Below are 13,062 nucleotides of genomic sequence, written 5' to 3'. Positions count from 1 at the left end.
ATGAGAATTACAGATTTGTTGACGAAAGATACCATTTTGCTTAACATGACAGCTTCTTCCAAGCCAGAAGCCATAGATGAACTGATTGGAAAGCTGGATCAAGCCGGTAAGCTGAATGACCGGGACGGATATAAACAAGCCATTGAAGAACGCGAACAGCAAAGTACAACAGGGATCGGAGAAGGAATCGCTATCCCTCACGCAAAAACGGCTTCTGTAAAAGAACCAGCCATCGCGTTTGGCCGCTCACAGGAAGGCCTGGATTATGAATCATTAGATGGGCAGCCTACGAACCTCTTCTTCATGATTGCTGCATCAGAAGGAGCCAACCAAGCTCACTTAGAAACACTGTCCAGCCTTTCATCCTTTTTAATGGATAAGAATTTCCGTGAAAAACTAGAGACAGCTAAAACGGAAGATGAGGTTATAGAAGCGATCAACGCGAAAGAAGCAGAGGAAAATGAAGATGAGGTTGAAGATTCTTCTACTTCTGAAGGAAAAGTACTCGCTGTAACTGCTTGCCCGACAGGGATCGCCCATACGTATATGGCCGCTGATAAACTGAAAGAAACAGCAAAAGAAATGGGCGTTGAAATCAAAGTGCAAACAAATGGATCGAGCGGTGTAAAGAACCGTTTGACCGCTGACGATATTGCGCAAGCTTCTGCCATCATCGTAGCCGCCGACACTAAAGTGGATATGAGCGTATTTGATGGTAAACCAGTAATTGAAGTTCCTGTGGCAAAAGCGATTCACGAACCTAAACAATTAATTACGAAAGCTCAAAATAAAGATGCGCCAATTTACAGCCATGAAGGTGGAAGTTCAGATTCAGAAGATGGCGGCGGTAAAAAACGCGGCGGTATTTATAAACATTTGATGAATGGTGTTTCCAACATGCTTCCGTTTGTTGTTGGTGGCGGTATTCTCATAGCACTTTCATTCTTCTTCGGAATTAACTCTGCAGATCCAGATAGTGAACAATATAATCGTTTCGCAGAGATGCTAAACACGATCGGTGGCGGCAATGCTTTCTTCCTTCTTGTTCCTGTACTAGCTGGTTTCATTGCTTCTAGTATTGCAGATCGCCCTGGCTTTGCTCCTGGTATGATTGGCGGTTTGATCGCTACCACTTCAGGAGTCGAAGGTGCTGATGGAGGTTCCGGTTTCCTAGGAGGACTTATTGCTGGTTTCTTAGCAGGATATCTAACGCTAGGTATTAAAAAATTGTTGGAAGGCTTACCTCAGTTTTTAGATGGATTAAAGACGGTACTCTTCTATCCCGTACTTGCCATATTTGGTACAGGAATGATCATGCTGTTGATCAATCCTCCATTGACAAGCATTTACACAGGGCTGCTTAGTTGGTTAGAAGGACTTACAGGAGCCAACGTAGCCGTTCTCGGAATAATTATAGGCGGCATGATGGCTGTCGATATGGGTGGTCCAATCAACAAAGCTGCCTATACGTTTGGTATTGCTACACTAGATGCTGGAAACTTCTCTATCATTGCAGCTGCAATGGCCGGAGGAATGGTTCCACCGTTAGCTATGGCACTATCAAGTACAATCTTTAAAAATAAATATACAAAACAAGAACGCGAATCTGGAAAAACCGCTTATGCACTAGGAGCGTTCTTCATTACGGAAGGCGCCATTCCGTTTGCAGCAGCTGACCCTGCCAGAGTTATACCATCCATGGTTGTTGGCTCAGCTATAACTGGCGCTTTGACTATGCTCTTCAGCATTGGATTAACTGCTCCACACGGCGGTATTGTAGTCATTGGTCTCGTTCAAGGTGGGATTACACAAGCTGCTCTGTACATTCTCGCTATTTTAGTTGGTTCAATAGTTGCAGCATTTATGGTAGGATTCTTGAAAAAGGACCTAAGAAAAGCTTAAAATAAGAGAGTTAGGGTATTCTTTTTTAGAGACCTATTATTATGAGGAGGAATTAGAATGGTAGAAAAAACTTTTCACATCACATCTTCAGACGGCGTACATGCTCGTCCAGCAACTGTGCTTGTACAAAATGCAGGAAAATATGAGTCAGACATCAACCTTCACTACAAAGAGAAATCAGTGAACCTTAAATCCATCATGGGAATCATGAGCCTGGGAATTCCTTCAGGAGCGGATGTTAAAATTACTGCTGAAGGCAGTGACGAACAAGAAGCAATCGACCACCTTGCAACGACTTTAAAGAATGAAGGGCTGGGGGAATAACTTCATGACACAACTTCAAGGAATTGCAGCTTCCAGTGGTATAGCGATCGCTAAAGTATACCGTCTGGAGGCTCCAGATCTTTCTTACAGCAAGACAGATGTAGACCAACCGGAACAAGAAGTCAAAAGACTACATGATGCTTTAGATATTTCTAAGAATGAACTGGAAAAAATCAAAGCTCATACTAAAAATTCACTAGGTGATGAGCATGCCGAAATATTCTCAGCTCATCTGCTTGTGCTAAGTGATCCAGAACTTATCAAACCGATCGAGGATAAAATCAAAACAGACAACGTTAATGCGGAAGCTGCTCTAGACGAGACAGCTAACATGTTCATCGACATGTTTAAAGGCATGGATAATGAATATATGCGCGAGCGTGCTGCGGACATACAGGACGTTACAAAAAGGGTTATGGCTCATTTATTGAACGTTACGTTCCCTGACCCTGCATTGATTAATGAAGAAGTTGTCATCGTTGCGGATGATTTAACTCCGTCAGATACAGCTCAACTTAATAAGCAGTATGTCAAAGGTTTTACTACGGACATCGGTGGCCGAACTTCTCACTCGGCGATTATGGCCCGCTCTCTTGAAATTCCGGCTGTAGTTGGAACTAAGGATATTACCAGCCGTGCAGAGAAAGACGTCATGATCATTGTAGACGGTATTAACGGAGACGTGATTGTAGACCCATCAGCTGAGGAAATCCGCCGTTATGAGCAGAAACAAGCTGATTTTGAAGAGAAGAAAAAAGAATGGGCTAAGCTCAAAGATGATCCTACAAAAACTGCCGATGGTGAACACGTAGAGCTTGCGGCCAACATAGGAACTCCTGAAGATGTGGCTGGAGTGCTTAACAATGGAGGGGAAGGCGTAGGCCTTTATCGTACAGAATTTCTCTATATGGGAAAAAATCAGCTTCCTACAGAAGAAGAACAGTTTGATGCATACTCTTCTGTATTAAAGCAAATGGGAGACAAGCCTGTTGTCGTCCGTACGCTTGATATCGGAGGAGATAAAGAGCTTGACTATTTAGACCTTCCGAAAGAAATGAACCCATTTCTGGGCTACCGTGCAATCCGTCTTTGTCTAGAACGGGATGATATTTTCCGTGTTCAGCTCCGTGCTCTTCTACGCGCAAGTGTACACGGCAACTTAAAAATCATGTTCCCTATGATTGCTACTCTTGATGAATTCCGTCAGGCAAAAGCAATGCTTGAAGAAGAAAAACAGAAGTTGATCGAAGAGGGACAAGATGTCGCTGAATCACTTGAAGTCGGCATGATGGTTGAGATTCCGGCAACTGCTGTCATTGCTCGTCAGTTCGCTAAAGAAGTTGATTTCTTTAGTATTGGCACGAATGATTTAATCCAGTATACAATGGCTGCCGACCGAATGAATGAACGGGTATCTTACTTATATCAACCATACAACCCTGCCATTTTAGGTTTAATCAATAATGTTATCGAAGCAGCTCATGCTGAAGGCAAATGGGCTGGAATGTGCGGAGAAATGGCTGGCGATGAAATCGCTATTCCGATTCTTCTCGGTCTTGGATTGGACGAATTCAGTATGAGTGCTACATCAATCTTACCAGCTCGTACACAATTAAAAGAACTATCTAAACAAGAATTGGCTGGCTTTAAAGATGAGATTCTTTCCATGGGTACTTCTGAAGAAGTAGTAGCGTTCGTCAAAGAAAAAACGAACCAAACTTAAATAATTTCACCTAATCGTGACAAACTATCATTATAACTAGAAGGGAGAGCCACTGGTTCCTCCCTTCTTTAAATGCTTTAAGAAAGAAGTGACTTCATGACATTAACTATTGTGATGATCATATGTATTGCTATCGTCTTAGGCATTGCAGGAGCCTTCTGGGCAGCTATCTCCAAGGGCTACGCTTATGAGCATACGGTTGACCCTCATCCGGATGACCAATCACCGGACAATGAAATTCCACCAAAAGAAACTGACTCTCAAAAATAAGAGAGTCAGTTTCTTTGGATGAATGAATCTTTTTTTATATTGATGGATACAGTGCCCCTATTTTTAGCCCGGGGTATTTTTTTAGGATAGCCCATTTGCAGTACCCCTACAATTTTATGTTGATCACTATTTAAGCCAATACCTTCAATAAATTTCTTATCGTGGATATAAGGGCTAGATGTCCAAAGTACGCCTATTTTGTGTGCCCAGGCAGCAAGCTGGACATTTTGGATGAACGCACAGACTGCAGCATAATCTTCTTCGTATTTATGGTCATCCATATCTTTTTCCATATAAATAAGTGCATGGTGAGGAATCTCTACCAAAAATTTCTTGATCCCCTTCATCATTCTTTCCGTTTTATCTGCTGAATAACCTTCTGTGAGACCATTTCTCACATAGCTTTCAATGACAAGACTTGCGTAATCATCACTTCCCGATTCCTGGAACAGAAGGACCTGCCACGGCTGCTTCATTCGATGATTAGGAGCCCAGCTGGCTATATTGAAAATTTCCTGCAGGATACTTTCTTCTATTCTTTTTGGAGAGAATTCATGAATGGAGCGCCGCTCCTTAATCGCTTCAATTATGTCCAACATGCACACCCCAGTTATTTAACGGAATACTTTTAACATTTGGTTCCCTACATAATACGCCCATTCTTCAAAGAAAAATGGCAGCTTAGTTTCTAACGACTCATAGGCAGAATACTCTGTGGCTACGCCTTCCGCATCCATTCCTCTTTCATCGGCAAGAGAAACAGCGCGTTTTAAATGAAAAGCATCACTGACTAAAAGAAAAGAATGAATATCACGATTTTTAATTAAGGTTTTAGCGTTAGATAAATTCTCTTCCGTTTCCAGCGACCTATCTTCCACTATGATGTCTTTTTCTGGAACTCCTTGTTCCATCGCATAACTTTTGCCTACTTCTCCCTCTGAGTCTTCAGCCGAATCTATAGTACCTCCGGTTACAATTAAAAAATCGACTTGACCTTTTTTATATAACTCTATGCCTTGTTTTAAACGACCTTCAAACACCGGGCTGGGTGTTCCATTCCATTGTGCAGCACCTAAAACAATAGCTGCATCAGCATCTGCGTCTTCGTTATTTGCACCATAGGTCCAGATCGAATACCCTGTATAAGCTACATATATGATAAATAAGATGACAATATATTTTATTAGTTTCTTCATGGTCTAAAGTCTCCTACTAATTTCAATAATCTCTTTTTCTATCATACTAGAAAACGAAAAAAAAAGCCTCCCTCGAAAGTACGAGGGAGGCTTTTGATTTTGCTTTTCATTCTTATTTATTCAAGTTATAGAAAGCCTGGTTTCCAGCGTAAGTTGCTGTACCTAATAGTTGGTCTTCTATACGAAGAAGCTGATTATATTTCGCTACGCGATCCGTACGGGATGGAGCACCAGTCTTAATTTGACCAGCATTCGTAGCAACTGCGATATCAGCAATAGTCGCGTCTTCTGTTTCACCAGAACGGTGAGAAATAACTGCGGTGTATCCTGCACGCTTAGCCATTTCAATAGCTTCAAACGTTTCAGTAAGGGTACCAATTTGGTTAACTTTAATAAGGATAGAGTTTCCTACGCCTTCTTTGATAGCACGGCTCAATTTATTCGTATTTGTAACGAATAGATCATCACCTACAAGCTGGACGCGGTCTCCAATGCGATCTGTCAGAAGTTTAGTACCTTCCCAGTCGTTCTCATCAAGTCCATCTTCAATAGAAACAATTGGATACTTATTAACGAGCTCTTCGTACCAATCAACCATTTCTTCGGAAGTACGGACTACGCCTTCGCCTTTAAGGTTGTACTTACCGTCTTCGTAAATTTCAGAAGATGCTACGTCCATAGCAAGTCTAACTTCTTCATCAGGCTTGTAGCCAGCTTCTTCAATAGCTTCAATGATTGTAGATAGTGCTTCTTCATTTGATCCTAAGTTAGGTGCAAATCCACCTTCGTCACCAACGCCTGTATTGTAGCCTTTAGATTTAAGAACTTTTTTCAGCGAGTGGAAAATTTCAGCACCCATGCGCACAGCCTCTTTGAACGTTGGCGCGCCAACAGGCATGATCATGAATTCTTGGATATCTACGTTATTATCAGCGTGCTCTCCGCCGTTAAGAATGTTCATCATTGGAGTCGGTAGAGTGGCAGCAGTAAATCCTCCCAAGTACTTATAAAGAGGTAGATCTAAAACATCTGCAGCAGCATGAGCTACAGCCATAGATACACCTAGAATAGCATTAGCTCCAAGCGTTCCTTTATTTTCAGTACCATCAAGTTCAATCATCATTTGGTCAATGATCACTTGTTGAGTAACGTCCATTCCTAAAAGGTTTGGAGCGATTTTTTCATTTACGTTATCAACTGCATTCTGTACACCTTTGCCTAGATAACGGTCTTTGTCTCCATCACGAAGTTCTACAGCTTCGTACTCTCCAGTAGATGCTCCACTTGGAACTAGGGCTGTACCGAACGCCCCTGATTCAGTGTAAACTTCTACCTCTACGGTTGGGTTACCACGGGAGTCAAGGACTTCACGTGCATATACATCAGTAATATAAGGCATTAATAATCTCTCCTCTATTTTTTAATTAATGAATTACCTGTCATTTCTTCTGGTTGTTCTACTTCTAGTAGTTGTAAAAGAGTCGGAGATAGATCTCCAAGCACACCATCTTTACGAAGTTCAACTCCGTCTTTCGTTACAATAACTGGAACTGGATTCGTTGTGTGGGCCGTCATAGCGTTTCCTTCCGGGGTCGTCACCTCGTCAGAATTACCATGGTCAGCCGTAATGATAGCATGTCCACCCTTTTCGTGGATCTTATCAACGATCTTTCCTAAGCATTCGTCAACCGTCTCAATTGCTTTGATAGTAGGCTCAAGCATCCCTGAGTGACCTACCATATCCGGGTTAGCGAAGTTCAGGATAATGGCGTTATGCTTATCCGCATCAAGTTCTTGTAATAAAGCATCAGTCACTTCATAGGCGCTCATTTCTGGCTGCAAATCATAAGTGGCAACTTTAGGAGAATCGATAAGGATGCGCTCTTCCCCATCAAATTCCTGCTCCCGGCCCCCGCTCATGAAGAAAGTGACGTGAGGATACTTTTCAGTTTCAGCAATACGCAATTGTTTCATGCCGTTGTTAGCCAGCACTTCTCCAACTGTATTTTTTAAGTCATTTGGAGGGAAAGCTACTTTAGCGTTAACCGCATCACTGTATTGAGTCATTCCTACAAAATATAGATTTTTAGGAGCTTCTTCACCACGATCAAAGTCTTCGAAGTCATCGTTAGCAAAAGAACGGGACAATTGAATGGCTCGATCTGGTCTAAAGTTATAGAAAAAGATCGTATCTTCGTCTTCCATGTTTCCTACAGGTTTGCCACTTTCATCAGTTACGACGAATGGCTCGACAAACTCATCGAAGATTTCTTGATCATAAGAGTTTTGTACTGATTGGATTGGATCGTGAGATGTAGGACCCTTGCCATAAGCGATAGCATCATACGATTTTTTCACACGCTCCCAGCGGTTATCCCTATCCATAGCGTAGTAACGGCCGCCAATTGTTGCAAATTGACCGACCCCAATCTCATCCATCTTATCTTGAGCCTGCTGGATATATTGTTTGGCTGATTGCTGACCGACATCCCGTCCGTCAAGGAAAGCATGCACATAGACTTTTTCAAGGCCATGGTCCGCTGCTAATTGAAGCAGGGCGTACATATGCTCGATATGACTGTGAATGCCTCCGTCAGATAAAAGCCCAAAGATATGAAAAGCTTTGTCGTTGTCTTTAGCGTGCTGCACAGCATTCACTAACTCTTCATTTTCCATGAATTCTTTCTCACGGATTGATAAGTTAATTCGTGTTAAGCTCTGATAAACTACACGTCCAGCTCCAATATTCAAGTGGCCTACTTCGGAATTACCCATTTGGCCTTCCGGCAGTCCAACTGCTTCTCCACAAGCCTGCAGCTGAGAATGAGGAAACTGGTTCCAGTACTTATCAAAATTAGGAGTATTCGCTTGTTTAACGGCGTTTCCTTTTTCTTCTTCCCGGATCGCATAGCCATCCAGGATAATCAAAGCTGCCAAATCTTTTTTACTCATGCTTACCTGCCTCCACGAGTTTAAGGAAAGAATCTGCTTCTAAGCTTGCTCCGCCTACAAGTGCGCCATCGATATCGGATTGAGACAGAAGTTCGTCAGCATTAGCAGGTTTCACACTGCCGCCGTACTGGATACGAACTGCTTCAGCAACTTCAGAACCGTAAAAGTCGATAATGACACGACGAATGTGCGTACATACTTCATTAGCTTGCTCAGAAGTAGCTGTGCGTCCTGTACCAATCGCCCAAATAGGCTCATAAGCGATAATGACCTGAGCAGCCTGCTCATCATTTAAGCCTTCAAGTGCGTTCTTAACTTGCGCTTCCACGTGATCCATTGTTTTGTCCGCTTCACGCTGTTCTAAAGATTCACCGACACAAACAATAGGAGTCAACCCATGTTTAAATGCAGCATGAACTTTTTTGTTTACTTCTTCGTCTGTTTCTTTGAAAATCTCACGACGTTCTGAGTGTCCCAGTACAACATAGGAGACCCCAAGCTCTTTCAGCATGACCGGGCTTACTTCACCTGTGAAAGCTCCGCTCTCTTCAAAGTGCATATTCTGTGCACCGATTTTAAGAGAAGTCCCCTTTGTCTCTTCTACTAACTTCTGTAAGAAAGGAAAAGGTGCACAAACTACAGATTCTACTTGATCCGAAGATGGTACTTCGTTCTTCGTCGTCTGGATGAAATCTTCTGCTTCTGTATGAACTTTGTTCATTTTCCAGTTACCTGCAATTACTTGTTTTCGCATTGTAACATCACCTCTCCAAATTATTTATCGTTTAGTAAACTCACGCCTGGAAGTTCTTTACCTTCCATGAATTCCAGAGATGCACCGCCGCCTGTTGAAACGTGATCCATATCATCGGCAAATCCGAATTTCTCAACAGCTGCCGCAGAATCGCCGCCTCCGATGACTGTATAACCTTTTGTATCAGCCAGAGCTCTAGCTACATCTTTTGTACCATTAGCGAATGTTTCTAATTCGAAGACTCCCATAGGACCATTCCAAATTACAAGCTTGGAATCTTTTATGATTTGAGCATACTTTTCACGAGTTTTCGGTCCAATATCCAGTGCTTCCCAATCAGCAGGAATACTATCTATTGAAACTTCCTGCGTATTTGCAGAATCAGAGAAGTCATCAGCTACAATGACATCTACAGGCATGACGAAATCCACGCCTTTTTCTTCTGCTTTTTTCATATATTCCTTGGCGAGGTCAATTTTATCTTCCTCAAGCAGTGACTTTCCAATTTCGTGTCCTTGAGCTTTAACGAAAGTATAAGCCAGGCCGCCGCCAATAATAAGATGATCCACTTTATCAAGAAGATTATCAATGACACCGATCTTGTCTTTAACTTTAGCACCGCCGACAATAGCCGTGAACGGGCGTTCCGGTTCAGTTAAAGCTTTCCCAAGAACGTCAAGTTCTTTTTCCATTAGAAAACCAGCGACTGCTGGAATATGCTCAGCAATACCAGCTGTAGATGCATGAGCTCTATGAGCTGCACCAAAGGCATCATTTACATAAAGATCTGCCATATCAGCAAATGCTTTAGCTAGTTCCGGATCATTCTTTTCTTCTCCAGGGTGGAAACGTACATTTTCGATGAGGAGAATATCGCCATTTTCCATTTCAGAAATAGCTTTATTCACTTCCGGGCCATGTACTTCGTCCGTCTTCGTAACTGTCTGCTCAAGAAGATTACTTAAGCGTTCAGCTATTGGGTCAAGGCGCAATTCGTTGACAACTTCACCTTTAGGTCGTCCGAGGTGGCTAGAAAGAATAACCTTCGCACCGTTCCCAGTCAAATGTTTGATGGTTGGTAGTGCAGCTTTTATTCTCGTATCATCTGTTACCTCTTCTCCGCTCATTGGCACGTTGAAATCAACGCGGCAAAATACGGTTTTTCCTTGTACCTCAACATCACGAATTGTTTTCTTATTCATGATTCGACAACCTCCTTCATTTTAGTCAGGATTACATCTCACCCCTGCCCACTATGTACCTTCCACATTTAGATGACGTAGAAACCATATGAACAAGGAAAATCTCTTAAGACATGGGTAAAGGAGGAGGACATGAGACCCCCTCCTTTCCATTATACTCTATCTTATTATGACCCTAAAATTAAATGGATATTATAGGCCTTGTTTCTTAAGGAAAGCAGCAAGGTCTACACAACGGTTAGAGTAACCGAATTCGTTGTCATACCAAGATACGACTTTAACCATATTGTTATCCAGTGTAAGTGTAGAAAGACCATCGATAACTGAAGATTGAGTGTTACCGTTGTAGTCAGAAGAAACTAGCGGCTCATCGCTGTAACCAAGGATACCCTTAAGGTTACCTTCAGCTTCAGCTTTAAGAACTTCGTTTACTTCTTCAGCTGTAACGTCTTGGTCAAGTTCCACAACAAAGTCAACTAGAGATACGTTCTTAGTTGGTACACGCATAGCCATACCAGTAAGTTTTCCTTCAAGTTGAGGAAGAACTTTAGCAACTGCTTGTGCAGCGCCAGTTGTTGTTGGAATGATGTTTTCAGCTGCCGCACGTGCACGACGGTAGTCTTTGTGCGGAAGGTCAAGGATTTGCTGGTCGTTCGTGTAAGAGTGAACTGTAGTCATCATTCCACGCTTAAGACCGAACTTGTCGTTAAGAACTTTAGCGTATGGTGCCAGGCAGTTTGTTGTACATGAAGCGTTAGAGATAACATCATGCTCATCTTTGTTGTAATCACTTTCGTTAACGCCCATAACTACAGTGAAGTCTTCACCTTTAGCTGGAGCGGAGATAACAACTTTCTTAGCGCCTGCTTCGATGTGTTTTCTAGCATCTTCACCTTGTGTGAAACGGCCAGTAGATTCAATAACAACTTCTACGCCAAGATCTCCCCAGCCAAGTTGTGCAGGGTCTTTTTCGGAAAGTACTTTGATTTCCTTACCGCCGATTACAAGATTGTCACCATTTACAGTTACTTCTTCATCAAGCTTTCCGTGAACAGTGTCATACTGCAGTAAGTGTGCAAGCATGTTAGCATCAGTTAAATCGTTAACTGCAACTACTTCTACCTCATCATTTTTAAGGGAAGCACGGAATACGTTACGTCCAATACGTCCAAAACCGTTAATACCAACTTTTACAGTCATTCAAAATTCCTCCTTGAATTATAAACAATATTTATTTAAAGGGACGAATCCCTTAATAACTCTTGTGCTGCCCCTTCATCAGTGATCAAAACATTACTTTGACCTGGCTGAAAATAAGAGGCAATCGCTTGTGCCTTCGTGTGACCGCCAGCTACAGCGATAACTTCATCGGAATATTTCAAGTCTTCAAGCTGCAATCCTACCGTCCTCACTTTATGGACGATTTCACCTTGCTGATTGAAATAGTAGCCGAACGCTTCGCCAACAGCCTTTTTCTGCTTAATAATTTTAAGCTGATCACTCGATGTCTTTCTGCGCTCAGCCATCGTCATTGCATCGCCTACACCATGGATAACGATGTTCGCATTCCGGATCATATTCAAAATCTCTTTGATAGAAGGCTCCTCTATGATGGTATGATAGGAACTTTCACTTAGCGGATCCGGCACATAAAGCAGTCGGTAATCACCCCTGGCTTTCTTGGCCATTTCAGCACAAATTGTATTCGCCTGGTTCTCCACGCGCTCGCCTAAGCCGCCGCGTGCAGGGACAAACATACATTTCTCTGCATCTTTTAGAGGGGTCATCATGTCAGCTACAGCTGCCATTGTTGTCCCCCCCGTAATCGCCACTGTATTATGGGGCTTCAAATGTTTTTGCAAATATTCCATGCAGGCTTTTCCCATTTCATGCTTGACCCAATCTAGCTCGTCGCTGTCCCCTGGGACAACGATGACATGGTCTAATTTTAATGTATCCTTTAATCGCTCTTCTAAAACCTTAATGCCTGTAACATCTTTAATGAAATCGGCTAACTGTTCTAAAATGTTATGACCCTCGTAGGTTAAATGCATACCTCTTGAGGTAATCTCAACAGCACCCATCTTATTCAGATAGTCCACTTCGCTGCGGACGGTGCGCTCAGCGAGCTCGATATTGTCAGATAAAGTCCTTCTGCCGACAGGCTGCATCAATTGGATATAGTGTAATAATTGATAACGGCGCTGCATGATGTCCAGTACATCAGGGAATAATTTTTTTTGAAGATCGATTAAAGCTCTCATGGAATAGCTCCTTTAATATTACAAAATACATTTGCCGGGATGGAATTGTCCCGGGTAGTCATAATTTGTCCCACTAGGAGCAAAAAATTATCCTTTTCATCTACTATATTAACAGTGTGAAATAGCGGGCGCAAGTTATAAATTCATCAGAACTTAATGTAAACGCTCTCTTATGGAATCCAAATGAATGCTGCGGTAATCCAGTTCATACCCATTAACTACTAGGACAGGGATTTCCAAAAGGTATTTTCGCTCTAATAGTATATTACCCATTATGTCGACTTTCTCAAACTCGATCTCGTAATTCATATTCAAAAGCTCAACCAGCACTTCCACCTCTTCACATAACCCACAGTTATCTTTCCTGTAAATTATAATTTTATTCATAGAGTACCACTCCCTGGTTTTCTTTTATTTATACATGCATGAATATAACTAAGGGTTTATTGTTCCTTCATATTTTCGATCGGTGTGA

General features: G+C 42.2%; 13 protein-coding genes. 4 read left to right on the top strand and 9 right to left on the bottom strand.

Annotation, left to right across the window (positions count from 1 at the left end; all coding sequences use genetic code 11):
• The 4 genes from O2Q26_RS10745 (at position 1) to ytzI (ending at position 4,219) form a co-directional block, all read left to right on the top strand.
• Positions 1 to 1,902, top strand: coding sequence for a PTS fructose transporter subunit IIABC (locus tag O2Q26_RS10745; RefSeq protein WP_289215904.1), 1,902 nt, complete (start codon positions 1 to 3; stop codon positions 1,900 to 1,902).
• Between the two features lie 57 nt (positions 1,903 to 1,959).
• Positions 1,960 to 2,226, top strand: coding sequence for a phosphocarrier protein HPr (locus O2Q26_RS10740; protein ID WP_253935335.1), 267 nt, complete (start codon positions 1,960 to 1,962; stop codon positions 2,224 to 2,226).
• 4 nt (positions 2,227 to 2,230) lie between these two features.
• Positions 2,231 to 3,949, top strand: coding sequence for a phosphoenolpyruvate--protein phosphotransferase (ptsP, locus tag O2Q26_RS10735; protein ID WP_289215903.1), 1,719 nt, complete (start codon positions 2,231 to 2,233; stop codon positions 3,947 to 3,949).
• A 96-nt stretch (positions 3,950 to 4,045) separates the two neighbouring features.
• On the top strand, positions 4,046 to 4,219 hold the full coding sequence (gene ytzI, locus O2Q26_RS10730) for a YtzI protein (RefSeq protein WP_289215902.1): 174 nt from the start codon (positions 4,046 to 4,048) through the stop codon (positions 4,217 to 4,219).
• A gap of 5 nt (positions 4,220 to 4,224) precedes the next feature.
• On the opposite strand, the gene O2Q26_RS10725 is transcribed toward ytzI, so the two are convergent.
• From O2Q26_RS10725 to O2Q26_RS10685, 9 genes are all read right to left on the bottom strand, one after another.
• Positions 4,225 to 4,818 carry a nitroreductase family protein gene (locus O2Q26_RS10725; protein WP_289215901.1) on the bottom strand — a complete coding sequence of 198 codons (594 nt, stop codon included), beginning with the start codon at positions 4,816 to 4,818 and terminating at the stop codon, positions 4,225 to 4,227.
• Between the two features lie 15 nt (positions 4,819 to 4,833).
• On the bottom strand, positions 4,834 to 5,415 hold the full coding sequence (locus O2Q26_RS10720) for a YdcF family protein (protein WP_289215900.1): 582 nt from the start codon (positions 5,413 to 5,415) through the stop codon (positions 4,834 to 4,836).
• A gap of 112 nt (positions 5,416 to 5,527) precedes the next feature.
• Positions 5,528 to 6,814 carry a phosphopyruvate hydratase gene (gene eno / locus O2Q26_RS10715; protein WP_289215899.1) on the bottom strand — a complete coding sequence of 429 codons (1,287 nt, stop codon included), beginning with the start codon at positions 6,812 to 6,814 and terminating at the stop codon, positions 5,528 to 5,530.
• A 14-nt stretch (positions 6,815 to 6,828) separates the two neighbouring features.
• On the bottom strand, positions 6,829 to 8,367 hold the full coding sequence (gene gpmI / locus O2Q26_RS10710) for a 2,3-bisphosphoglycerate-independent phosphoglycerate mutase (protein ID WP_289215898.1): 1,539 nt from the start codon (positions 8,365 to 8,367) through the stop codon (positions 6,829 to 6,831).
• Positions 8,360 to 9,121, bottom strand: coding sequence for a triose-phosphate isomerase (tpiA, locus tag O2Q26_RS10705; RefSeq protein WP_253935342.1), 762 nt, complete (start codon positions 9,119 to 9,121; stop codon positions 8,360 to 8,362). Before tpiA ends, gpmI begins: the two co-directional genes overlap by 8 nt.
• Positions 9,122 to 9,141: 20 nt before the next feature.
• Entirely contained in the window at positions 9,142 to 10,323 is a 1,182-nt protein-coding gene (locus O2Q26_RS10700) for a phosphoglycerate kinase (RefSeq protein ID WP_289215897.1), read from the bottom strand.
• A gap of 192 nt (positions 10,324 to 10,515) precedes the next feature.
• Positions 10,516 to 11,523: a type I glyceraldehyde-3-phosphate dehydrogenase gene (gene gap / locus O2Q26_RS10695; RefSeq protein WP_289215896.1), complete on the bottom strand. Its 1,008-nt coding sequence runs from the start codon at positions 11,521 to 11,523 to the stop codon at positions 10,516 to 10,518.
• A 35-nt stretch (positions 11,524 to 11,558) separates the two neighbouring features.
• On the bottom strand, positions 11,559 to 12,587 hold the full coding sequence (locus tag O2Q26_RS10690) for a sugar-binding transcriptional regulator (protein WP_289215895.1): 1,029 nt from the start codon (positions 12,585 to 12,587) through the stop codon (positions 11,559 to 11,561).
• A 153-nt stretch (positions 12,588 to 12,740) separates the two neighbouring features.
• Complete coding sequence (locus O2Q26_RS10685) at positions 12,741 to 12,974, bottom strand: glutaredoxin family protein (protein ID WP_289215894.1); 234 nt, start codon at positions 12,972 to 12,974, stop codon at positions 12,741 to 12,743.
• Positions 12,975 to 13,062 lie beyond the last annotated feature (88 nt).

This window comes from Halobacillus campisalis (genome assembly GCF_030345335.1).
Taxonomy (GTDB): domain Bacteria; phylum Bacillota; class Bacilli; order Bacillales; family Halobacillaceae; genus Halobacillus_A; species Halobacillus_A campisalis.
Note: the sequence above shows the minus strand (reverse complement) of the source record. Positions and strands in the feature narration are given on the sequence as shown.